Source organism: Moraxella sp. CTOTU46711 (assembly GCF_031975715.1).
Taxonomy (GTDB): Bacteria; Pseudomonadota; Gammaproteobacteria; order Pseudomonadales; family Moraxellaceae; genus Faucicola.
Window position 1 is genome coordinate 751,373 of record NZ_DALYMP010000001.1, and the last position, 23,223, is coordinate 774,595.

Consider the following 23,223-nt stretch of genomic DNA (forward strand, 5'->3'; position numbering starts at 1 on the left):
TTATTTAGGGTCATAAGGGACGAGATTGTCATAACCGATACTGTGACCATTATCACCGCCAAACCCCTGTTGACGCCAAACTTCAAATAATGTAATTGCCACGCTGTTAGACAAATTCAGACTGCGAGAGGTCGGCAACATAGGCAAACGCAACCAGTTATCTTGCCCAATTGCCGCGCGAATTGGCTCGGGTAATCCCGCCGTCTCTGACCCAAATACCAGAGCGATATTTGCCACTTGCGTAAAATCTTCATCATATAAAGGTTTGCTAAGCTTGGTGGTCAAGGCAACAATTCTTTGTACCCCACTTTGGCTTAGACTGTCTTGTGCATCCTGCCAATTGGCATGTACTTTAACATTTGCCCATTCATGATAATCGAGCCCTGCTCGGCGTAATTTTTTATCTTCTAACTCAAACCCTAGTGGCTCAACTAAATGTAGGGTTGCGCCCGTATTGGCGCATAACCGAATAATATTGCCTGTATTGCTTGGCATTTTGGGTTCAACTAATACCACATGAATCATGTCGACATCCTTAACCAGATTAAAATAGAACAGATTGAAATAAAAAAGCGCTAAATGCGAAGATTAATTTACAAAAAACCTATACTTATTGCGTAAATTTAAGTTTTTTTTACAACTTGATAGTTTTGGTTACATTAACGCTATAGCGACGTTAGACTAACCTGCATTACCATGGCTCTACCAAGCATGTTTTACTTTATTTTAACTTTTATAAGTCAATAAAGTCGCATGATTTAACCTGGTAGCTAAGAACTGTTAAAAAATAATGGATATATCTGAGGAAATTTAAAATGAAAAAATTAATCGCTGCATCAATCGCTGTTATGTTTGCTGTCACGGGTTGTAATACAGTCAAAGGTTTTGGTAAAGACGTATCAAAAACAGGTGACGCAGTAACCAATACCGCACAAAAAACTGAAAGCAAAATCTAATCGTAGATTTTCTGTTTAATTAAAAAAACCCATCTCGCTGATGGGTTTTTTATTGGCTATCGATTATAACCCTAGTAGGTTATAAAACTAGCCGTTTTTTGGCAAATTTTCAGGTAAATAACAACGTAGATAAGCAATCACCGCTGTAATCGCTTCTTGGCGATAGGTATCGGTAATTTCTTTTTCTGAGCGATAGGCTAAAATAAAAATACCATTGATAATACCGTATGCGACTAACAATTGCTGATGAATGGTTTCTAAAGCCGGCATTTTATAATGCTCAGACAACTTATCATACACCATTTGGCTCAGGCTTTTTTCGATTTCACTACCAAACGCATTGCCCTCAAAATCTGGGGTATTGGTCTCATAAATCAAACGGGCAACCGTTAAATCGGATTGAATAATATCAACGCCTGTCTCAATCACTGTGGTGATATAGGCCTGCCAGCGACTAAATTGTTTGGCATCGACTTTTTCAAGCTTGTTAAAGATTTCTATCGCATTTAAAAAACGTAATGCCAAAAAAATCGCTTCAACGTTTGGGAAGAAGTGATATGCCGAGGCTCTGGGAATGTCCGCTCGTTCACACACATCAGCCAAACTAATCTCACTGACAGGTCGGGTCGCGCTCAACTCTTTGGCAGCGGCTAATAATTTTTGGCGACGCAAACGACCTTGCTGGCTTGTGAATTTGAATTTGTTAGGGACTAAGCGGCGAGCGAGCTCAGAGTCCACCAACACATCCTCAATTTTTTCATCATAAGCGCTTGACATATTTCCTCTCTATCGACTGATTATGAATAAAGTTTAATTTGTGCCCGTACCAATCCATGATCGGTTGGGCGTTGTTCTACAATAAATTTGAGATGATCGTTAAAATAATCAACTTGTAATACTTCACCGATGTTAAATTTACTATCAGCTAAAAATTGTTCAGATACCAAAATTTGGTCAAGCACTTCTGGCATACCTTGGTGGATATGGGTGTACGCCACATCCTTCAGCCAGTGCATACGGCTTTGTACCGTAGAGGCATCATACAGCACGATATCCCGCATCGACTTATCATAAAATACTTCGCCCGATTCGCTTAAAAGCTGACAAGTGACACTTTGCATCACATCATTCATATCCCCTAACAAAATCAGCGGATGGTTGTTTTGTGACAGTTTTTCGATGACCACTTGGCGAATGCCTGCCGCTTCCGCTGCCCGCATACAAAGACTGCGCAGCTTGGCGCGGACTCGAATTAGCGGATCATTGCGATCTTCTAATGGCTCGCCTTGCGCGTTTTCTAAAAACTCAGGGCGTTTACTTTTTAGATGCGCCACAATCACGGTGACTACCATGCCATTTGGCAATCTGATGTCGGCAATCAGCGGGGGACGATTAAATTGTTGATAAAGCCCAACATCAGGAACGTCTAACAACGCAATCGCAGGCATCTGCGTGAGCAATTGCGTATTAACAATCTCAAAACGTGATACCAAACCTACGCTAGGAGTACCAATTGCGCCTCGCCCTTGGGTTAATGGACTGTCTACTTGATTACTGGCTAACGGCACAGTGACATGATAGTCATTTAGACCAGCTGCATGACATAAGTCAATGAGTGCTTGCTCATCCCAAATTTCTTGGCAACCAATGATATCAGCTTGCAATTGACGAAAAATGGGGGCAAGTGCATTAATCTTTTGTTGATATTGCTGCGGCGTATACGCGTCTTGGTTTCGATAAAAAACCCGATTGGGTAGTGCAAAGTTAAGTAAATTTGCCGTAGCGATAACAAATTGATTGTCCACTGTCGTATCCTTAATGTTTAGTTACCATTTATCCCTGCTTGCTTATACTAACATTGTCCAAAAAAATTTCCTGACTTTCATCTTCGTAACTTTTATCATAGTAACTTTCATTACTGTCAACACAGTGTCGAATTTTGAAGCATTATACATTTTTTTATTCAATTTCTACACAAAAAATCACTATTTTTAGCTAAAATTTGCTGGAATTTTTAAGCAGGGTTTAAAAATTGGGTACATAAAGTGCTTTTTTTTACTTAATGCACTTAATTGCTAACGAAAATCACTCTCGTGTCGAGTCTTTAAAAAAATTTTCAGATATTTAACTATTTGTTTTTACATTATTTTTATTTTTTTAGAGCCATGTTAGTGATTTTCTTGCTTTAATTTTGTTCGTTTAATAGTTGATTAATATAAAACTGCCAACGCTCCACGATGGCTTGGCGCTCAGACAATGCCATCTTAGGCTCAAAGATACGATCTAACTGCCAACTTTCACCAATGCTAGTGTCATCATATAGCCCCACCGCTTGCCCTGCCAATAATGCCACCCCTTTTGCGGTACTCTCAGTGGTCGTCGGTCGCAGCACAGGGACATTGAGTATATCGGCTTGAAATTGCATTAAAATATTGTTATTGGCAGCGCCCCCATCTACGCGCAGTTCATGCAGCGGCACAGGGCTATCTTTTTGCATGGCGATTAACACATCATAAGCTTGTAGCGCAATCGCTTCTAAGGCGGCTCTAGCGATATGCGCTTTGGTAGTGCCGCGTGTCAGCCCGATAAGTCTTGCGGTAGCATCTGCTCGCCAGTAAGGTGCGCCAAGCCCGGTAAAGGCAGGAATCAGGGCCACCCCTTGGCTATCTGGCACTTGTGCTGCCAAGGTTTCAATGTCCTCACTGCGCGCTATCATACCTAAATTATCGCGTAACCACTGCACGATGGCACCTGCCATAAATACACTGCCTTCAAGCGCATATTGTGTTTGCGTGAGACTTGTTTTTTTATTTCGTTGTAAATTTTGTAAAGGTTTTAACAAGTTGGGTAATTTACCTGAAGGTTCATGCCGGTTAGGTTGACGAGTGTGATTCGCCTCTGTGGTTTGCCAAGCGACGGTGGTGAGTAACTGCTGATGACTGACACAGGGCTTATCGCCGGTATTCATTAATAAAAAACAGCCGGTGCCATAGGTGGATTTTGCCATGCCAGCCCGGTTACAGCCTTGCCCATACAATGCCGCTTGCTGATCGCCTAGCACTGCCGTAACTGGGATTTGTTTGCCAAACATCCCTTGTTTGGTGACCCCAAAATCGCCATCCGATGGCTTGATGGTAGGTAACATGGTTTTGGGAATATCAAATAAATCCAATAATTCATCAGACCAGTCGCCTGTTTGCAAAGACATCAGCATGGTACGTGACGCATTAGTGATATCAATGCTATGCTCGCCTGTCATGTTAAACAGTAGCCAACTATCCACGGTACCAAAAGCCAACTCACCTGCTAGTGCTTGTTGGCGAAGCTTAGGGTTTTGGTTTAACAGCCATACGATTTTGCTGGCACTAAAATACGGATCTATACGTAATCCGGTAATTTGCTGGATTTTGGCGTCAAAGCCTTTATCACGCCAGTCTCTGCACCACTGATGGGTACGTCTATCTTGCCAGACAATGGCGGGTGCGACTGGCTTACCCGTCTTTTTATGCCAAATTATGGTGGTCTCACGTTGGTTGGTGATACCGATGGCTGAAATATCTGTCGCCAATAATCCTGCTTTGGCAATCACTTCTTGGGCGGTACTAATTTGGGTTTGCCAGATGTCATTGGCATTTTGCTCGATAAACCCGGCTTTTGGGGTAATTATACCCAGCGGCTTTTGGGCGATGGCGATGGGTGTTAATTGGTTATCAAAGATGATACTGCGGCTTGAGGTAGTGCCCTGATCCAGCGCTAAAATAAATCCGTTTTCTGTTTTAGCCATGTTGTTGTCTCAAACGATTGTGTTAAGCGTCAATATGTTATCTTAGCAAATACTTACCCATCAACTTTTATATTACTGCGGCTGAAACCTTAAGGCAACGATTCGCGAAAAAATAGCCATTGATTTTATCAACAAAAAACCACATCATACTGATACTTTGTTACCACTTACCAAAACCTATCTGTTAACTATAAGTGACCCTAAACTTTAGACTTCAGACCTTATACCCTAAGCACTGTCACTCTAACTGTCACTGTCATTGTTTATCTTTCCCACTACCGCTTTTTAATGCGTTGATGAAACTTGTTTTATGAAAAATACCCTTGCAAAATCTGTTCGTACTACCCCTGTGACTTCAAAATCCTCTTCTATCATTACCGATACCATCAAATCTGACAATTTACAGCCTGTTGCAATCTCGCACTTGCGCCGTTATACCGACCCAGCGACCTTGCCAAAAGATAGCCACCATACCAAAACCCTTGAGATTGGCTTTGGGCAAGAGCGCGCCTGTAAAGCGATTGCCACTGCACTTGACATCAATGCCAATGGTTATCATATCTTTGCTGCAGGTGAAAACGGACTGGGCAAACGCACCTTAATCACTCGCCTGCTACAAGCTCACGCCAAACAAAAACCCACACCCAATGACTGGGTGTATGTGCATAATTTTGTTGATGCGCGCACCCCGATTGCGCTTGACCTGCCTGCTGGCATGGGCAAGCAATTAGCGGAAGATGTCAAAACCTTTTGGCTAACCACCAAGCGTCAGCTCAATCAGCGTTTTCGCAGTGAGCACTATCAAAGTAAGGTAGAAGCCATAAAGAATGAAATTAGCCTTCGAGAAGAACAGGTCTATAATGCGCTGCATGAAGAAGGCAAACAGTATTCACTTGCATTGGCGCTGCGACCTTCGGACAATAAACCGATTTTTATCAAATCTGATTTTAGTGACAACCGAGCCGATGGCAATGACAATGACAGTTACAATGATATTGAGCCAAGCGATGGTTATTTATCAGTCAAACCTGCTAATAAATTGGGTCGCCAAAAATCCAGTGGCAAAGCACCAGTTTTACCACTTAAGGCCAATCAAACGTCTAGCACCACAACTAGCGCCTCTAATAATACCTCGAGCGCAACCAATCAAGCGAGCTTTGGCTTAACCCCAAAGTCGCCGTATGTTGCCAATTATCAAGATAAGAACCATATGCAAAAACGCTTGAGCCAACTGACCGTTGAGCTTGAGCAAATTGAAGATGAAGCCAATCAGACCCTGCAAGCGCTACACCATTCATTGACTCGGCGTACCTTAAAACCTCTGATGGAGCCGTTATTTGACAAGTATGAAGCCTTACCAAAGGTTCGTAAGTATTTGCAAGACGTACATGACGATATCGTCAATCATGTAGAACGAATCATCAATGAAGATGATGAAGAGTTTTTGCCCAGCCATTTCTCGCCATTGCCCGCGCGTTATTTTGTCAATGTGATTGCAAGCCATGCGCCCGATCAAGGCGCACCGATTGTGTTTGAAGACTTACCCACCCATTTAAATTTACTCGGTCATGTCGAGCAAATTACCCATTTGGGTACCGTGTCAACGGATGTCAGTCTGATTCGCGCCGGTTCACTGCACCGTGCGAATGGCGGTTATTTGGTGCTTGAAGCAACTAATTTGCTTGAATATCCGTATGCGTGGCAAGGTCTCAAACGCGCGCTGCAAAGCCGTCAAATCAAGATGTCGAGCCTTGAGCAAATGCTGACACTGACCGGCAGTATCAGCCTTGAGCCACAACCGATTAAACTTGATGTCAAAGTTATTTTACTCGGTGAGCCAGACTTGTATTATGACCTGCTAGATTTTGAGCCTGAATTTAATGCCGTATTCAAAATCCGTGCAGATTTTCATGATCGCGTGGTACGCAGTCACGCCAACGAACAAGCGATGACCGCCAAAATTGCCGATATGATAAGCAAATACCAATTGCTCACGTTTGATAACACCGCGTTAGCGTGTTTATTGGATTATCTCAGCGAGCAAGCAGAAGATCAGCATGAGTTAAGCCTACATGGGGATAGATTGGCGCAGCTCTTACTCGAAGCCAATCGTCATGCAGTCATCAATCAAACAGAGCTTAGCCCTGAAAACACAGTAACCGCTAGCCACGTCCGCCAAGCCATTGAGGATATTCGCCATCGCTCGGGATATTTACGGCAATTGTTCTGGCAAGAACTAGAAAAAGGGCAACAGCTGATTAGCACCCAAGGCAAAGCGATTGGTCAAATCAATGCGCTGACAGTCATCAGCTACGCAGATAGTGAGTTTGGCATGCCTGCCCGATTGACAGCGTCAGTGCATCACAGTGCCGCGCACGCCGATATTGTTGATATCGAGCGCGATGTGGATTTAGGTGGCTCTATCCATGCCAAAGGCGTGCTGATTATGAGCAGTTACCTAAAAGCATTGTTTGCAGAAGACCACACGCTCAACTTTACTGCATCGCTGGCTTTTGAACAAAGTTATGGCGGTATCGATGGCGATAGCGCGACAGTAGCCGAAACCTGCGCGCTACTGTCTGCTCTATCGCAAACTCCCATCAATCAAAGCTTGGCGGTTACAGGATCGATGAACCAATTTGGTCAAGTTCAAGCGGTCGGCGGCGTCAATGCCAAAATCGCCGGGTTTTATGATGCGTGTGTCGAGCAAGGCTTGACGGGTAAACAAGGGGTGATTGTGCCCAAAGCCAATTTGGCGCAATTGATGCTGCGTCAAGATATCATCGATAGCGTGACGGCAGGTAAATTTACCATCTATGCCGTAGAGCATGTCAATGAAGCCATGTATCTATTGACGGGTCTAGCACCGGATGAGATGACCAAAAAAGGCAAGTATCGTAAAAATACCGTTTATGGTCGTATTTATGAACGCTTAGAAACTTGGGAAGAAAAAGACGCAGATGATAAAGAATAACGCCTCATTGGGTTATTGTTTATCGCTGATAACTTGCTTGCTCTATATCAAGCAATGTTTGCTTAATCTCAATACCACCGGTATAACCACCTAATTTGCCATCGCTGGCAATCACGCGATGGCAAGGAATGATGAGACTTAGTGGGTTGCGGCCATTGGCTTGCGCGACTGCGCGAAAGCCTTTGGGATTATCCACTTGTAGCGCAAGCTGTGCATAGCTGATTGTTTGACCGTAAGGAATTTGTCGTAATACTTGCCATACTTTTTGCTGAAAGGGTGTGCCTGTGGCTATGGCGATGGGCATATCAAACACTTGTCGCTGTCCATTAATATATTCGTCAAGTTGACTGATGGTATTTCGTAAGACTTTGGCATCGTCATCCACTGAGTCAGCCAAATCTTTGCTTTGTATATAGTGCGCTTGTGCAGTTAATTGTTGTAGGATTTTTTGGGTTTGCCAATCAAGCGCGATAAGACAACCCTTATGTGCGACAAGGGTAATTGTTGGTAATTTGATTGATAGTTGATAGTTTGTGGTAAGCATTTTATAAGACAAATTTATCTAGAAGTGATTTAAGAATTTTCTGCATTTTATAACTTTCTTCAATCAAAAATTCATTTGCACCCCGCCATTCAGACTTGTCTGAATATCCAACTGCTTCGTTTGTGATAATTATAAAACTATATACAGTTTCAGGATAACGCTCCCAATTAACAGGATATTGAAATTTTGATTCGATTTCTTCTTTATGCTGATATAAATAGTCGAATATTTTTAAAGTGTCTTCTTTATTATTACCTTTTATTTCAACTCTAATTTTTACAGATTCCTTTGTAATTACAACACTTATTCCGACACCATTTCCTAATTTAGTACCTAACCAATTATCTTTACTTGGTGTCCTATTAGCATATAAATTTTCAGCATTTGATAAAGTCGCATTGATAAATTGCGACCAAAAACTTATTAGTACGCTTTGTTTATTATTTTTGATTTGAATGTCTTCTTGTTTTTTCTCCGCAATATCTATCATAAAGCTTTCAACTTCGGGTACAGGAATAATTTGCTGAGTATCAAAGAAAAAGTCATTATTAAATTTAAAAAGTTGGCATTTTATACAACGGATATTAATACCAAAATTCATCAGCCATAATACAGCTGATGTTACTTCTTGACGGAATTCAGCAGCGACTAAAATGATTCGTTGCGAAGTTTCATTGGGATTTAATCCAATATCATCTTCTGTGCTATCGCTAAGAAATTCATTTATTTTTTGTTTAGCGCTTGCAATATAATCATCAGAGTTTTGGCTATCATATTTTCTAAGATAGTCAGCAAAAATATTTATGATTTTCTCATCTGTAAGTCGAGAGCAATAAGATGCATATTTCACAGACTGCCATACAACATCTTTACCAGAACTATCCGTTTTATTTTCAATAATGACTAAATTACCACTTTTATCTAACGCCAATAAATCTAATCTTTCAGACGTATTGTCAAACCCGTTAAATTCTTTTTGAATAATTAATAATGGCTCGCCAAGACATTCTGGATTGCTCACAATCCATTCTTGCAAATCTTGGCGCTCTCTAAAACCCACTTCACTAAATTGAATTTTATCAATATTAGTCATCTGCTTATTAGCAATATTTAAGTGATACATGAGTTACTCATCTTTTTCAAACAGGGCTTTGACAAAATCATCGGCTTGAAATGGGCGCAAATCATCAATTTTTTCACCCACGCCAATAAAACGAATCGGCACATTGGTGTTTTCAGCGATATTAAATACCACGCCGCCTTTTGCCGTACCATCCAATTTGGTGACGGTCACGCCTGTCAGTGGCACTGCCTCATTGAAGATTTCTACTTGATTTAGGGCATTTTGTCCTGTACCCGCGTCAAGCACAATCATGGATTCATGCGGCGCTGTCGGATCGGCTTTTTGCATGACGCGAATCACTTTTTTCAGCTCTTCCATCAAATTGGTTTTATTTTGTAGACGCCCTGCGGTATCGGCAATCAGCACGTCAATGCCACGGGCTTTGGCAGATTGAATGGCGTCAAAAATCACCGAGGCACTGTCTGAGCCATGACCTTGGGCGACAACAGGGATATTATTGCGCTCCCCCCAAACTTGCAATTGCTCGGTGGCTGCCGCACGGAACGTATCACCCGCTGCTAACATCACTGATTTGCCTTCAGCTTGCAGGCGTTTGGCAAGTTTACCGATGGTGGTGGTTTTACCCACGCCATTGACCCCAACGACCAAGATAACAAACGGTTTTGTGCTAGCATCCACCACCAGCGGCGCAACTTTGGGCGTCAAGATATCGGTTAGTTCTTTTTGCAGCGCTTTATACAGTGAATGCGAATAAATCAAATCACCGCGGGCAGTGGCTTCGGTCAAGTTTTTGATAATGCGATTGGTGGCATTCACCCCAATGTCGGCGACCAACAGTTGATCTTCGACTTCTTCAAGTAGCTCATCATCAATTTCTTTACCACCAATCAAAATATTGGTTAAGCCTTCGGTCAAGTTTTTACGACTTTTTGACAAGCCTTGCTTCATGCGGCTAAACCAGCCGCCTTTTTGTTCAGGTTCTGCGGTTGGCTCAGCCGTATTGGCAGATGGCTGCTGTGTGGGTGCAGGCTGCCCTTGATGTTGGCTTTGCGGCATTGGTGACACAGATTGGGATGTCGCAGGTGTTTGTAGCGTTGACGTTTGGGCGGCGGCGTCAGCGATACGCGGCGTTTCAATAATTGGCACATCTTGCACAGGCAGATTGGGCATCGTAGCATCATCAAAATTAGTCGGTTGGTTATTAAAATTAATTACCACCTTATTAGAAGCATTGTTATTAAATTGGTTGCTACTCATATTATCGCCTATGGTTAAATTTGTCATTAAAATATCGAGATGTATAAAATTATAACAGTGTTTGTTCGCAGTTTGAAATAAACATGCTGTCAATCCCTTAAACCCATAGGATGTGTGGTATGGGAAAAAACTGTCCGTTTACAGCTTGTTGCGCTAAAAGCTTGAAGCTCGTATCTAGTCATACTTAATCGTGCAATGGCCTTTCAAATAGCAATCAATGCCAACATCCGTTATCATGGTTTATCTTTTACAATGCCTGCAAACCCCCTTGCACCACAATCAGAAAAACCAGATTAAAGATTAAAAATTAAAGAGAAACTATGTTAAACCGAAACCCTGTGTCAAAGCCTACATTTTTTAACCTTACCATCCTCGCTTCCGCCCTGACCTATACGCTCAGTGTATCAGGTTGCAGCACTGCGCAGACCATCACAGCCAAAACCATGGCGACCAAAACCACCCCGACTGTAGCGAATACGCCTATTAACGCGCACCCAACTGCTAACGCGGTAACTGATACAAACCAGCAAACGCCGAGCCCCACAGATTTTGACAGCGATAGGGCAGCAACGCGCCATGAATATACGCTGGCAAATGGCTTAAAGGTGATTATTAAAGAAGATCACCGCTCCCCTGTGGTGATAAGCCAACTATGGTATCGCGTGGGTGCCGCGGATGAACCCACTAACTTAGGCGGTATGTCGCATTTGCTTGAGCATATGATGTTTAAGGGGACAAAAGACGTGTCCTCAGCAGATTTTGAACGCCTTATTGCCAAATTTGGCGGTAGCAATAATGCCTTTACCAGCTATGACTACACCGCATATTATGAAATTTTCCCTGCCAATCGCTTAGCACTCGCCTTAGAGCTTGAAGCCGATCGGATGACCCATTTACAGCTAAAAGACAGCGACTTTACCGCTGAGCGCCAAGTAGTGATGGAAGAGCGCCGCCAGCGTACCGATGATAACCCAAACGCCCGCGCCTATGAGCAGTTTAGCAAAATGGCTTACCCCAATAGTCCCAAAGGAGAATCTGTCATTGGCCCCATGGCAGAAATCGAATCCATTGGGTTAAACGACCTAACCGATTGGTATAAAACATGGTATGCACCCAACAATGCGACCTTAGTAATCGTGGGCGATGTCAATCCCACAAACGCCATCAATGAAGTCAAAAAATACTTTGACGATAAAAAACCGCAAACTCTGCCAACGCGCCCCAGTGTGATACAGCCAGGCTTTCGTGGTTATCAAGAAAAAACCACCCAATTACCCGTACAAGTGCCTATGGTCATGATGGCGTTTAACGTGCCCACGCTTACCACAGCAAAAGAACCCAAAACCGCCTATAGTCTATCGCTACTAGCCGATGTTCTCGATGGCGGTCTATCTGCACGCCTAGAAAAACGCCTAGTACGGGAAAAACAGCTACTAGCCTCAGTCGGCAGTGGTTACAGTGCCTTTAGTCGGGGGGACGGGCTATTTTTAATCCAAGCCACCCCACGAGATGGCGTTACGCTTGCCCAAGCCAAACAAGCAATCATTGCTGAGATTGACGCGCTCAAAACCCAATCGATTGCACAAAGTGAACTGACCCGTGCCAAAACCAACACCATGACCAGTTTGATATATAGCCAAGATAGTATCAGCGGACAAGCGCAGATGATTGGCAGTCTAAATAGCATTGGGCTTGATGATCGGATGGTGTTTAACCTACCCAAAACCTTAGATAGCATCACAGAAAGTGACTTACACGCTGCCGCTAGCAAATATTTGGTTAACGACAATCTAACCGTGCTCAATGTGGTAAAAGAAAATAAACCCAATAAATAACTATAAAACCAGTAACTTAACTTATCCTGACTTAATTTGCCCTCATTGCTGTCAGACCATCCTTAGAATTTTGAGAAAAAAAATGAAACCACGCTTAGCTAAAATCTTATTACTAATGACCACCATTGCCACGCAAGGAGGCTATGCTGAACCTGCCACCCATAGCGATGCTCACAGTAGTGGCAATGTTGACCCCAATGCACCCATTGCCGCTTTAGATAAATTAACCAGCCTAAAAACCACAGCGCCGTTAAAAGTGACATTACCCGATATCATCCACTTTACGACGGATTCGGGTACCCCAGTCGCTTTGGTACAAACCCATCATTTACCGATTGTGGATGTCAGTGTGTATTTTAATGCAGGCTCAGCTCGCGATGAAGCCATTAAAAAAGGCGGTTTTGGGATTGCCAGTCTCACCGCGAGTATGCTAGATCAGGGCACACGCCATAAAAGCGAAGATGAGATTGCCGAGACCAGTGAGCAGCTTGGGATTGATTTATCTGCCCGTGCTTATAAAGATATGTTTATTGTGAGTTTGCGCAGTCTATCCGATGAGGCGCGTTTATCCCCTGCGCTTGGTTTAATGAGCGATATGATGACCCAGCCTACGTTTCCAAACAAAAATTTTGAACGTACCAAAGCCCAGTATTTAATCAGCCTACAACAAGCCAAAGAAGACCCAGATAGCATCGCAAGCAACGCCTTTGCTGAGGCGCTTTACGGGAATCATCCCTATGCCCACCCCACTCAAGGTACGGAAGACAGCATTGCCAAAATCAATGCCACCGATCTCAAAGCTTTTAGCCAGCAGTTTTTGGTGGCGAAGAACGCGAATATTGCCATTACAGGTGATATCAGTATTGAGCGCGCGCGGGCGCTTGCCAATCAGCTAACCGCTCAAATGCCTGTTGGCACAGCTGCCCCAAAGCTTGCCGATGCCAAGCCTTTGAACGCCGCTAAAACGATTCATATCCCCTTTGATAGCACCCAAACCACCGTCTTAATGGGGCAATTGGGTCAAAAACGCGTGGCGGATAGCTTAGGCTTGCAGTATCAAACCAACTTTGCCATTGCCGATGAAATCGTCGGGGGCGGCAATTTTCAAGCCAGATTGATGGAAGACATCCGTAAAAAACGCGGGCTCACCTATGGCATTTATAGCAGCACCACACCGATGCTTTCCCAAGGTAGCTATACCATTAGTTTTTCTACCCGTAACCAAAAGTCGCAAGAAGCAATTGAGGCGACCAAGCAAGTCATCAACAATACGCTAGAAAAAGGGGTAACGCCAAACGAATTGGCTTTAACCAAAGACAGTCTAATCAACAGTTTCCCCACCAGCTTCGCTAGCAATGCCGCCATGAATGCCACAGTTGGTATGATGGGGTTTTATCAGTTGCCAGATAGTTACTTGACCGATTACGTGACGCGCGTGCAGCGCGCCGACCTTAACGCTGTCAATCAAAGCTATAAAGACCTCATTGACCCTAACAAGTTTTTGATTGTGACAGTTGGTAACGCCACGCCAAACACAACAAAAACCGCTAAATAGCCCATGTTAAAGCTTAACGGGTTAACAGTTGCGACAGGGTTAAAAACGGCAGGGTGATGAGCTTGAGCTATGGCTTGCGCCCCATTTTCGAAAGCCTTGCGTATCAAGATGCACCGAGCCTGTCGGATACAAGCCGAGTCCAAAATTATAGCTTTGCCCGTTGGACTGCCAAAACTGGCAAAGTCCATCAAAGGTGCTTTCTATCGCCCATTTGTTGGCTTCGTTTTCAGGTACCCAAATATCAATTGCGCCATTGGTCATGTGCTTACTCTCGCCTGCACCGCCGGCGCAATCATTTAATGCAGGGTTTCGATACACGGAGCGTATTACTGTCGAATACGGCAAATAACCTTGTTTTTGCAGTTGCTGGAGCATTTGCAGGGTGGGCACGATATTTTGCCATAGTGACGCAGGTGGCACTTCATACGGCTCAAAACCGCAGCGCCGTGCATCTCTGGCACTCGTAATTAACTGATCCATCGGCGGAATGGTACCTAATTGGCTTTGCAAGTAATTTTGATAAGCCAACACTTCTGATTGCTGATAACTGTGGCTAGCCAACCAATCCTTAAAATCTGCATCATTGGTATAGACAACGTTACTATTGTATCGTGTGCTATTTTTGAGCGCGCCATAATCTGTTGTAGGTCGGGTTGTGTTTTGACGGTTGAGAATAAGACCGCGCATGTTGTCAGTCTGCGTGACAGTGGTATTTTTAGGGTTTGGCTGGGTTTGACGAACGATGGTCGTAGTAGGTTTTCGGTTATCGACGGGTGTGACGGGATGATTACAGGCGATAAGCAATGTCATTATCATCCCTGAGCCAACAATGCCTGTTAAAATCTTAGTTTTGGTATTCTGAGTCTTGGTAGTGTTGATATTCTGGGTATTGGCACTCTCGGGCTTGTCATACTTTGCTGTTTGCGCGTTGTCTTCGATAATGCTTGGTTTATTTTTGGTCTTGTTTTGATGTGTCATGGACTGCCTATTCACGTTTCGTCAAAATGGAAAAACACCACGGACTTATGAGCAACTGTCAAAAAAGTCGGCTTGATACGCTTAGGTAATCATGCCTACTTGATAATTATTTTCACTTAACTTAATTTCTACTTAATAGTTATGTTCACTTCATAATTAAGCTTAATTAATAGCTCACTTAATATAGTGACTTATTTCTACGAAACAAGTGTTATAAACTATTACATTATTAAGACTACCAAAATCACATTAAGCCATATAAACTATTGAGCCTATTTTTGTGTCTTTTTACAGACTTATTGTCACCGGGTTAATTCGATGTTTGGTGTGTATGGTAGATAAGATTGGACAGTACCGTTTTTCTAGGCAAGCTCATCACTTTGGTAATGACAGTCTACCCTCCTTTTGGCAGCGCGTGCATTTAGACCCTTGGTTATTGATGCTATTGTTTGTCACCGCTTTGTTTGGTTTAGCGATTTTATATAGTGCCTCTACTCAAGACATGGGAATGGTCATCCGTCAAACCATTAGTTTTACCATCGCGTTTGTGGTAATGATTGTCATGGCACAAATCCCGCCCAGTCTTTACCGTGATTTTACCCCGTTTTTTTATGTGGGTGGCGTGGCGTTACTGATATTGGTCAAAATTATTGGTGAGGTGCGTCTGGGTGCGCAGCGCTGGATTGATATTCCTGGGTTTGGTAGCGTGCAGCCGTCAGAATTTATGAAGCTTGGCATGCCGATGCTCACTGCTTGGTTTTTATCCAAACGCGACTTGCCGCCAAGTTTATCGACAGTGCTTATCACGCTGGTGGCGATTGGTATTCCAGTGCTACTAATTGCTGAACAGCCCGACTTGGGTACCTCTTTATTGGTGGCGTCTAGTGGCTTATTTGTGCTGTTTTTATCGGGTTTACCTTGGTGGATGATTGGCTCTGCGGTGGCGCTGTTTATTCCCTTTGTTTTTGTGGCTTGGGAATACCTGCTACACGACTACCAGCGCAAACGCGTATTAACTTTGCTGGACCCTGAAAGCGATGCCTTGGGGGCTGGATGGAATATCATGCAGTCAAAAACCGCGATTGGCTCAGGGGGACTCACAGGTAAAGGCTACTTGCAAGGCACACAATCTCATCTACACTTTTTACCAGAAGGTCATACCGATTTTATCATTGCAGCTTTTTCTGAGGAGTTTGGCTTAATTGGTGTCAGTTTACTGATGTTCCTGTATTTTTGTATTCTATGCCGTGCCTTATTTATTGCTTACTCCAATACTGCTGTCTATAGCAAATTACTCTCGGGCGCGATTGCCATGTCATTTTTTGTATATGTGTTTGTAAATGCCGGCATGGTGGCAGGCATTTTGCCAGTTGTCGGCGTTCCTTTGCCATTTATCAGCTACGGCGGTACTGCGTTAATTACTTTGATGGCAGGATTTGGTTTAGTGATGTCAATTGCCTCGCATAATGCTAAATAACTCTTAGACTATTTTCGAAACTATTTTGTTTGTAAATAACCTATTTATAAACAATTCTTTATGTAACTGGGTATTTTTAAATGTAAAAAACGTAAAAGAGTTAGCATAAAAGATATCCTTTTTTATGAGTAGTTTTAAACAATTATGATGGTAAAACTTAATAGTTTTACCGTTTATCTATTTTTTTATACCTTTTATCTAAATAAATCGTGATTTTAATCACGTAATTGCTTATTGTGGGTCATCAAGATTGAACAATTACATACCGAAACAAAGTAAAATTTGTAAACTAATTGTTAAATCTAATAAATTTTCTTGGTGCCCTATAAGCGATTTGTATGCATGACTTACAAAGGCTTATGCGCTCCCAAATATGAGGCGCTCATTGTAAAGAGCGATTGTTCAGAGGTCATTATGTCAAAGCGTCAATTGAATTTAGCTAATGTAGCGACGTTACTTTGCTTTTGTGGCGTAACGGCGCTTAGCTCAACTACCCAAGCAGCCACGAGCAATTTAGATCACGTACTTAATGAGTTAACCCGCCAGCACAACAATGCATCAGACTTAGTCAAATCAGCCCGCCAACCTCGTAACCTTGCCTTAGACAGCCAACTTATCAGCCAAGACACTTCACAAGCTAGCAAAGATTCAGACGTGTTAGAGCGTCTTTCTGCTGTTGCATCAAATACGGTCAATCGCTTTAGCCAAACGGGTGTCGCCTCTTGGTATGGTCGTCAATTTCAAGGTCGCAAAACTGCTAGCGGTGATACTTTTGATTCCAATTCATTGACTGCGGCGCATCGCTCATTGCCAATGAACTGTTATATTAAAGTAACCAACAAATCAAACGGCAAAAGCGTTGTGGTAAAAGTCAATGACCGCGGTCCATTTTCAAGCCATCGCGTATTAGATTTATCGTATGCCGCTGCCAAACAAATCGGCTTAGCAAGCACGGGCACAGGCAACGTCGTTATTGAACGTGTGGGCGGCCCAAACTAATGTTAGCTGACTAGCATCTTTTAGCTTGATATCAGCTTTTAGGTGACTATTAGCCGGTCATCACAAAAAAAGCATGAAATTGATTCATGCTTTTTTAATTGCCTTAACAATACTACCGCGCCAAATACTTGGTCATATCTTCAATACCATGCAAGGTCATCGGGTACATATGACCTTGCATGATATCTTTGATTAAGCCGATGGTCTGGGTGTATTGCCAGTAGCTTGGTGTCTCAGGGTTGAGCCATGCGACTTTGTCAAAGTGACCAGTTATACGTCTTAGCCACGCCTGCCCCGTATCTTGGCTCATATACTCAACGCTGCCGCCGACAGATAATAACTCATAAGGCGACATTGCCGCATCACCGACAAAAATCACCCGATAATCACTGCCGTATTTGTGTAGCACATCCAATGTGGGCACGGCACTGGCATTACGGCGGGCATTTTCTGTCCAAACATACTCATACACGCAGTTATGAAAATAAAAAAACTCAAGCGTCTTAAACTCGTTTTTAGCGGCAGCAAATAAGCGCTCACACGCTTCGATATAGCTATCCATGCTACCACCAATATCAAATAGCATGAGCACTTTGACACGATTACGGCGTTCGGGACGCAGTTGCACATCGAGCATCCCTTTTTGCGCGGTTTTCTTGATGGTTGAGCCAATATCCAGCTCATCAGCCGCCCCATCACGGGCGAATTTACGCAGTTTTCGCAGTGCCATCTGCATGGAGCGGGTTTCTAGCTGGTTATCGGTGTCCAAATCTTGATAGCGCCGTTCTTCCCAGACTTTAACGGCACTACGTTTTCGGCTTTCGCCGCCTACTCGTACGCCTTCAGGATGGTCACCATACGCGCCAAATGGCGATGAGCCGCCTGTACCAACCCATTTGTTACCGCCTTGGTGTCGCTCTTTTTGTTCTTTTAGGCGTTCCTCTAGGGCTTGCATGAGTGCTTCAAGCGAACCATATTTTTTGAGTAGGCGCCGCTCGGCTTCCGTAAGATTGTTAGGGTCAAGTTTGAGTTCGAGCCATTCTTTGGGGATACTACCCAATTTTGCCATCAGCTCGTCAATATCGAGTGTATCAATACCTTCAAAATAATCCGCCATCGCACGGTCAAATTTGTCAAAGTATTTTTCGTCTTTGACCATACACAGACGAATCAGCTCGTAGAATTGCTCACGGTCGGCAAACACAATGCCTGTTTCTAGCAAAGCATAAAGATCTAGCAATTCACGGGTGGAAACTGGCACGCCGTAAGTACGTAAGGTATAAAAAAGATTGATAAACACACCAATCCCCTATCGACTACGACGCAGCATAAAGCCCATACGTTCAAGTAAACTCAAGTCATTTTCATTTTTGAGCAACGCCCCCGCCATGGGCGGTAAATTATCGCTTGGGTTTTTCAACCGCTCAATCGCATTTTGACTGCCCGCTTGCAAATCATCGGCCATCAGCAAACTAATCCAATCTACCAATTCAGAGGTGGATGGCGGTTTTTTTAAGCCTTTGACTTCACGCAGACCGTAGAATACCTTGAGCGCTTCATCCACCAAGTCTGCCTGTAGATTGGGGAAATGCACATCCACAATTTCGCGCATGGTTGCTTGGTCAGGAAAATCAATATAATGAAAAAAGCAACGACGCAAGAAGGCATCAGGCAGTTCTTTTTCATTGTTTGACGTGATAATGACAACGGGACGATGATCGGCGGTAATCGTTTCGCCAGTTTCATACACATAAAACGACATTTTATCGAGCTCATGCAGCAAGTCGTTGGGGAACTCAATATCCGCTTTATCAATCTCATCAATGAGCAGTACCACACGCTCAGGACTGGTAAATGCTTGCCATAGCTTGCCCGCCTTGATGTAGTTGGCAATATCATACACGCGGTCATCGCCCAATTGACTATCGCGCAGTCGTGATACTGCATCATACTCATACAAGCCTTGTTCGGCTTTGGTGGTTGATTTGATGTGCCAAGTTAACAGTGGCATACCTAAACTTTTTGCCACTTCTTCAGCCAGTAGCGTTTTACCCGTGCCAGGTTCCCCTTTGATTAGTAACGGTTTTTGCAATCGAATCGCAGCGTTGACGGCAAGCTTTAGGTTGTCAGTGGCGATATAACTATCCGTGCTTTTAAAACTGCTTTGGGTCACGCTATTTTGGATGGCAGCATTTGGCTGATGGTCAGACATAAAAAAAACCTATGATAATCGTCAAAAATGGGTTTCAGACTATCATAAGTTTTAGGGAAAGTTAAGCTATAAGTAAAAGGTTAAGCTGTAAAAGATTAAGCTATAAAAAGTTAAGCCGTAACAGCTTGTTGGCTTATGACCATCATAACTTAGCGGCTAGGCTGACTGATATTGGCGTTATTTAGCGCATGTTTTTTGTTGGTTTTATCAATGCCCATTCGAAGAATTTGCCAAATAAAACCCAAGATACAGCCCACTGTAATCACAACCATAATTGGTAGCAACCCATTAAAGATAATTGCTGGATCTTTGAGCAAAATCCCATAAACCACTGAAATACTCGCTGGTGCGATGTCAGGCGGGGTGCCAAGGGAAGTGGTTGGCGTGAGCAAAATCGCAAATAGAATAATCCAACTTAAACCTGCAAGCGTTTTTGGCAAAATCCGTACCACTAAAATCCAAAGCAGTAATACGACAATTGAAAATCCCACATAGGCATATAAGGGTAATTTGTCTGGCGGCACACCTTGAACCAGCTGCGCCCACCAAATGATGATTTCGCCTAGCACATTACCGATTTGGTCGAGTGATAAAAATGCAAACATAATTTTGCCTTGCCAAAAATAGATAGATTATTTTAGCATGATTCAAATCATTTGGTTAAAATTTTGCTACTGCCACTTGTTCTGCTGTGCTTCTGCCATATTCAATTTTGCTTGGCGTAACAACACATCTTCAGGCGGCATTTGCACAAAATACCCTTGGCTTTGCAGTTTTTCTAACACTTCTGCTTTATTGACCCGTGCAAGTTTTGGCGTATTCGCCAAATCCAAATGCATCACAAAGGTTTCGCGCCCAATCGCTTGACGAAAATCCTTGGGCAACACTGACAACCAGTCACGAATCTCGTCCGTGTCATTGGGATAATCTGGGCGAGCAATGTACACATACAGGTCATCTTTTTTGCTAAATTTATAAATATCGCAATGCATCATACAACTCTATTCTTACTGTAAAATTTAAAGTGCCTCTATCATACCATAAAATAGTATGTCTGGAATTGTACCCGTTTTGCTATCAGTCGCTTTTACCATTAGCTTGGGCATGTTACATCTTAGGTCATAAAAAAAGAGCAACTAGGGCAATTGCTCTTTTGGTGATAAAAGCTACTGATAAATTTGCTATTTATAAAAGCTAATTAATGATGCTCAGTATCGGCAATCTGCGCTTGTGCCAACGCAGACAAGGCGGCTTTTAACATCGCTGATACGGTGCTTGAGCAAGTGCCGATACCTGAATAAATCTCACCTTCAATATTTAACTGTAAGTAAGCAACGGCATTGGCATCACTGTTGTTTTGGGTAAGCGGGCTTTGACTTTCCACCGTTAACGCATGCTCTGCATAGTTGATAACGTGAATATTTTTGTTCAATTTGGCAGAGATGGCATTGATAAAGGCAGACAACGGACCATTACCATTACCGACGACGTCTATGATATCATCCCCCATGCGCACAGAGCCTGTAAAGCTTACTGAGCCAGCCGTGTTTTTGATTTCATAATCTTGCAACGCCAAAGTAGATTGGTTTAAATAGGTGTTTTCAAACACGCTAATAACATCATCTGAGGTCAACTCTGTCTGGCGATTTTCGGCTTCTTGCTGAATGACACGGCTAAAGTCAATTTGCGTCCATCGCGGCAAATCAAAACCAAAGTCACGTTGCAAGATATAAGCAACACCGCCTTTCCCTGACTGGCTATTGATACGCACGACATCCTGATAGCCGCGTCCAATATGAGCAGGGTCAATCGGCAAGTACGCCACATCCCATAAGCCTTGGGTGGTTTCGGCATTTTTCTCGTTATAATCTAGCGATTTTTTAATGGCATCTTGGTGCGAGCCACTAAAAGCGGTAAATACCAATTCGCCCACATAAGGATGGCGTGGATGAATCGGTAACTGATTGCACTCACTTACCACTTGGGCGATTTCGCTCATGTTACTAAAATCAAGCTGTGGGTCTACGCCTTGGCTGTACATATTCATCGCCATAACCATGATGTCCATGTTGCCTGTGCGCTCGCCATTGCCAAAAAGCGTGCCTTCAATCCGGTCAGCCCCTGCCATCAAACCCAACTCACTAGCAGCCACAGCACAGCCACGGTCATTGTGGGTGTGAAGGCTCACAATCACATGCTCACGCATGGGTAAGTTTTGGCAAAAATATTCAATCTGATCGGCATAAATATTAGGCGTTGAGCTCTCTACTGTTGATGGCAAGTTAAAGATTACTTTCTGACCTAAGTCCGGGCGCCAAACTTTACACACCTCATCACAGATTTTGACCGAAAAATCGACCTCGGTTTGTGAGAAACTCTCAGGAGAATATTCAAAAATCCATTCGGTTTCAGGGTATTCTTTCGCCAACTCACGCAACAATGTCGCGCCCTCAACCGCAATCGCAATGATGTCATCATAATCTTTTTGATACACTTTTTCGCGCTGCACTTTTGAGGTTGAGTTATACACGTGGACGATGGCACGTTTGGCACCCTTCAACGACTCAAAGGTACGGCGAATCAAATGTTCGCGTGCCTGCACCAATACTTGCAAGGTCACATCGTCGGGTACGTGTCCGCCTTCGATTAATTTGCGGGTAAAGTCATACTCAACTTGCGCCGCTGAGGGGAAACCAATCTCAATTTCTTTAAAACCCACTTGCACCAACAAGTCAAAGAAGCGCATTTTTTGTTCAATGCTCATCGGCTCAATCAAGGCTTGGTTACCATCTCGCAAATCCACCGACGTCCATATGGGCGCTTTGGTGATCGTTTTATCGGGCCAAGTACGCTGGGTCATCTTTGGTGCAAACGCAAAGGGTTGGTATTTTTTATGATTAAAAGCCGCGTTTTTGGGTTGTATTGACATGCTAATTCTCCACATTTAATTGTGCTTAAAATTTTATGATGAAATTATACCCATTTTTTTGTAGTTGAAGTAACCAAATTTTGCTATAAAATATATAGAATTTGATATTTATGGCTAATATAATCATATTATGTAGCCAAAACCACTAAATTTGAGAATTTACCATGGCTTCATTAGATAAAATAGACAGACAAATTTTAGCGCTATTACGAGAAAATGCGCGCATAAGTAACCTTGAATTGGCAGAAAGCGTAAACTTAAGTCCTACCCCCTGTGCGCGCAGAGTCAAACAATTAGAGGATTCAGGTGTTATCACGGGTTATAGTGTCACCACCGACCCTATAAAATTAGGTTATCAACTGTCAGTCTATATTGCCATTAGCATGGATAAACATACGGCAGAACACTTTAGAAATTTTGAAAAAAAACTACGAGAATTTCCTGAAGTGGTCAGCTGTAGTATTGTGACAGGGCGCAGCGAAGACTATCTTATCAAAGCTTTGGTCAAAGATATGGCGCATTATGAAGAATTTTTATTGCATCGTCTAAACCGTATCGAAGGTATCGCACAAGTGCATACCAGTTTTGAATTACGGCAAGTGTTTGAAAAATCCATCATCTAATTGGGTACTAAGGCCT

General features: G+C 43.1%; 20 protein-coding genes. 7 read left to right on the top strand and 13 right to left on the bottom strand.

All coding sequences use genetic code 11. From position 1 onward, the window contains the following. Entirely contained in the window at positions 1-525 is a 525-nt protein-coding gene (locus RTJ53_RS03265; protein ID WP_203171730.1) for a tRNA (cytidine(34)-2'-O)-methyltransferase, read from the bottom strand. 290 nt (positions 526-815) lie between these two features. On the opposite strand from RTJ53_RS03265, the gene RTJ53_RS03270 reads away from it, so the two are divergent. Beyond that, positions 816-956 (top strand): entericidin A/B family lipoprotein, encoded by a 141-nt coding sequence (locus tag RTJ53_RS03270; RefSeq protein WP_312275816.1) that lies wholly within the window; start codon positions 816-818, stop codon positions 954-956. Between the two features lie 87 nt (positions 957-1,043). Here the strand turns inward: RTJ53_RS03270 and RTJ53_RS03275 are convergent, their stop codons facing one another. The 3 genes from RTJ53_RS03275 to glpK form a co-directional block, all read right to left on the bottom strand. Beyond that, positions 1,044-1,733 (bottom strand): TetR/AcrR family transcriptional regulator, encoded by a 690-nt coding sequence (locus tag RTJ53_RS03275; protein WP_224053714.1) that lies wholly within the window; start codon positions 1,731-1,733, stop codon positions 1,044-1,046. Between the two features lie 20 nt (positions 1,734-1,753). Then, positions 1,754-2,761: an endonuclease/exonuclease/phosphatase family protein gene (locus RTJ53_RS03280; RefSeq protein ID WP_312275817.1), complete on the bottom strand. Its 1,008-nt coding sequence runs from the start codon at positions 2,759-2,761 to the stop codon at positions 1,754-1,756. Between the two features lie 380 nt (positions 2,762-3,141). After that, positions 3,142-4,740, bottom strand: a complete 1,599-nt coding sequence (gene glpK, locus RTJ53_RS03285) for a glycerol kinase GlpK (protein ID WP_312275818.1) — start codon at positions 4,738-4,740, stop codon at positions 3,142-3,144. A 310-nt stretch (positions 4,741-5,050) separates the two neighbouring features. On the opposite strand from glpK, the gene RTJ53_RS03290 reads away from it, so the two are divergent. Beyond that, the gene (locus RTJ53_RS03290) at positions 5,051-7,714 is read left to right on the top strand and encodes an AAA family ATPase (protein ID WP_312275819.1); all 2,664 of its coding nucleotides are present in this window, start codon (positions 5,051-5,053) and stop codon (positions 7,712-7,714) included. A gap of 19 nt (positions 7,715-7,733) precedes the next feature. On the opposite strand, the gene RTJ53_RS03295 is transcribed toward RTJ53_RS03290, so the two are convergent. Genes RTJ53_RS03295 through ftsY form a run of 3 tightly spaced genes read right to left on the bottom strand, consistent with a single transcriptional unit; the run spans position 7,734 to position 10,599 of the window. Beyond that, positions 7,734-8,258, bottom strand: a complete 525-nt coding sequence (locus tag RTJ53_RS03295) for a methylated-DNA--[protein]-cysteine S-methyltransferase (protein WP_312275820.1) — start codon at positions 8,256-8,258, stop codon at positions 7,734-7,736. Position 8,259: 1 nt separating this feature from the next. Beyond that, positions 8,260-9,381 (bottom strand): DUF4268 domain-containing protein, encoded by a 1,122-nt coding sequence (locus RTJ53_RS03300; protein WP_312275821.1) that lies wholly within the window; start codon positions 9,379-9,381, stop codon positions 8,260-8,262. A 3-nt stretch (positions 9,382-9,384) separates the two neighbouring features. Further along, complete coding sequence (gene ftsY / locus RTJ53_RS03305; protein ID WP_409418129.1) at positions 9,385-10,599, bottom strand: signal recognition particle-docking protein FtsY; 1,215 nt, start codon at positions 10,597-10,599, stop codon at positions 9,385-9,387. A 320-nt stretch (positions 10,600-10,919) separates the two neighbouring features. Between ftsY and RTJ53_RS03310 the strand changes: the two genes are divergently transcribed. Together RTJ53_RS03310 and RTJ53_RS03315 are read left to right on the top strand one after the other, a co-directional pair. Next, complete coding sequence (locus RTJ53_RS03310; protein ID WP_312275822.1) at positions 10,920-12,434, top strand: M16 family metallopeptidase; 1,515 nt, start codon at positions 10,920-10,922, stop codon at positions 12,432-12,434. A gap of 82 nt (positions 12,435-12,516) precedes the next feature. After that, a complete protein-coding gene (locus tag RTJ53_RS03315; protein WP_312275823.1) occupies positions 12,517-13,989 on the top strand; it encodes a M16 family metallopeptidase in 1,473 nt (490 codons plus the stop codon). Positions 13,990-14,028: 39 nt separating this feature from the next. Here the strand turns inward: RTJ53_RS03315 and RTJ53_RS03320 are convergent, their stop codons facing one another. Continuing rightward, the gene (locus RTJ53_RS03320) at positions 14,029-14,967 is read right to left on the bottom strand and encodes a D-Ala-D-Ala carboxypeptidase family metallohydrolase (RefSeq protein WP_312275824.1); all 939 of its coding nucleotides are present in this window, start codon (positions 14,965-14,967) and stop codon (positions 14,029-14,031) included. A 331-nt stretch (positions 14,968-15,298) separates the two neighbouring features. Here RTJ53_RS03320 and rodA point away from each other — a divergent pair, with 331 nt between their 5' ends. Both rodA and RTJ53_RS03330 read left to right on the top strand, forming a co-directional pair. Next, complete coding sequence (gene rodA / locus RTJ53_RS03325) at positions 15,299-16,444, top strand: rod shape-determining protein RodA (RefSeq protein ID WP_312275825.1); 1,146 nt, start codon at positions 15,299-15,301, stop codon at positions 16,442-16,444. A gap of 414 nt (positions 16,445-16,858) precedes the next feature. Next, complete coding sequence (locus RTJ53_RS03330; protein WP_312275826.1) at positions 16,859-17,443, top strand: septal ring lytic transglycosylase RlpA family protein; 585 nt, start codon at positions 16,859-16,861, stop codon at positions 17,441-17,443. 112 nt (positions 17,444-17,555) lie between these two features. On the opposite strand, the gene RTJ53_RS03335 is transcribed toward RTJ53_RS03330, so the two are convergent. The 5 genes from RTJ53_RS03335 to leuA form a co-directional block, all read right to left on the bottom strand. Continuing rightward, positions 17,556-18,743, bottom strand: coding sequence for a vWA domain-containing protein (locus RTJ53_RS03335; RefSeq protein ID WP_312275827.1), 1,188 nt, complete (start codon positions 18,741-18,743; stop codon positions 17,556-17,558). 9 nt (positions 18,744-18,752) lie between these two features. Next, on the bottom strand, positions 18,753-19,655 hold the full coding sequence (locus tag RTJ53_RS03340) for an AAA family ATPase (protein ID WP_312275828.1): 903 nt from the start codon (positions 19,653-19,655) through the stop codon (positions 18,753-18,755). Between the two features lie 149 nt (positions 19,656-19,804). Then, positions 19,805-20,260, bottom strand: coding sequence for a hypothetical protein (locus RTJ53_RS03345; protein WP_036601603.1), 456 nt, complete (start codon positions 20,258-20,260; stop codon positions 19,805-19,807). 66 nt (positions 20,261-20,326) lie between these two features. Further along, positions 20,327-20,647: a YcgL domain-containing protein gene (locus RTJ53_RS03350; RefSeq protein ID WP_065263882.1), complete on the bottom strand. Its 321-nt coding sequence runs from the start codon at positions 20,645-20,647 to the stop codon at positions 20,327-20,329. 206 nt (positions 20,648-20,853) lie between these two features. Beyond that, positions 20,854-22,584: a 2-isopropylmalate synthase gene (leuA, locus tag RTJ53_RS03355; protein WP_312275829.1), complete on the bottom strand. Its 1,731-nt coding sequence runs from the start codon at positions 22,582-22,584 to the stop codon at positions 20,854-20,856. Between the two features lie 164 nt (positions 22,585-22,748). Between leuA and RTJ53_RS03360 the strand changes: the two genes are divergently transcribed. Then, a complete protein-coding gene (locus RTJ53_RS03360; protein WP_312275830.1) occupies positions 22,749-23,207 on the top strand; it encodes an Lrp/AsnC family transcriptional regulator in 459 nt (152 codons plus the stop codon). Positions 23,208-23,223: the final 16 nt, after the last annotated feature.

Excerpts from the sequence above, each read along its gene's own strand:
- RTJ53_RS03265 (WP_203171730.1), bottom strand. The coding sequence starts at position 525 with ATGATTCATGTGGTATTAGTTGAACCCAAAATGCCAAGCAATACAGGC.
- RTJ53_RS03270 (WP_312275816.1), top strand. The coding sequence starts at position 816 with ATGAAAAAATTAATCGCTGCATCAATCGCTGTTATGTTTGCTGTCACG.
- RTJ53_RS03275 (WP_224053714.1), bottom strand. The coding sequence starts at position 1,733 with ATGTCAAGCGCTTATGATGAAAAAATTGAGGATGTGTTGGTGGACTCT.
- glpK (WP_312275818.1), bottom strand. The coding sequence starts at position 4,740 with ATGGCTAAAACAGAAAACGGATTTATTTTAGCGCTGGATCAGGGCACT.
- RTJ53_RS03290 (WP_312275819.1), top strand. The coding sequence starts at position 5,051 with ATGAAAAATACCCTTGCAAAATCTGTTCGTACTACCCCTGTGACTTCA.
- RTJ53_RS03295 (WP_312275820.1), bottom strand. The coding sequence starts at position 8,258 with ATGCTTACCACAAACTATCAACTATCAATCAAATTACCAACAATTACC.
- RTJ53_RS03300 (WP_312275821.1), bottom strand. The coding sequence starts at position 9,381 with ATGTATCACTTAAATATTGCTAATAAGCAGATGACTAATATTGATAAA.
- ftsY (WP_409418129.1), bottom strand. The coding sequence starts at position 10,599 with ATGAGTAGCAACCAATTTAATAACAATGCTTCTAATAAGGTGGTAATT.
- RTJ53_RS03310 (WP_312275822.1), top strand. The coding sequence starts at position 10,920 with ATGTTAAACCGAAACCCTGTGTCAAAGCCTACATTTTTTAACCTTACC.
- RTJ53_RS03315 (WP_312275823.1), top strand. The coding sequence starts at position 12,517 with ATGAAACCACGCTTAGCTAAAATCTTATTACTAATGACCACCATTGCC.
- RTJ53_RS03320 (WP_312275824.1), bottom strand. The coding sequence starts at position 14,967 with ATGACACATCAAAACAAGACCAAAAATAAACCAAGCATTATCGAAGAC.
- rodA (WP_312275825.1), top strand. The coding sequence starts at position 15,299 with ATGGTAGATAAGATTGGACAGTACCGTTTTTCTAGGCAAGCTCATCAC.
- RTJ53_RS03330 (WP_312275826.1), top strand. The coding sequence starts at position 16,859 with ATGTCAAAGCGTCAATTGAATTTAGCTAATGTAGCGACGTTACTTTGC.
- RTJ53_RS03340 (WP_312275828.1), bottom strand. The coding sequence starts at position 19,655 with ATGTCTGACCATCAGCCAAATGCTGCCATCCAAAATAGCGTGACCCAA.
- RTJ53_RS03345 (WP_036601603.1), bottom strand. The coding sequence starts at position 20,260 with ATGTTTGCATTTTTATCACTCGACCAAATCGGTAATGTGCTAGGCGAA.
- RTJ53_RS03350 (WP_065263882.1), bottom strand. The coding sequence starts at position 20,647 with ATGCATTGCGATATTTATAAATTTAGCAAAAAAGATGACCTGTATGTG.
- leuA (WP_312275829.1), bottom strand. The coding sequence starts at position 22,584 with ATGTCAATACAACCCAAAAACGCGGCTTTTAATCATAAAAAATACCAA.
- RTJ53_RS03360 (WP_312275830.1), top strand. The coding sequence starts at position 22,749 with ATGGCTTCATTAGATAAAATAGACAGACAAATTTTAGCGCTATTACGA.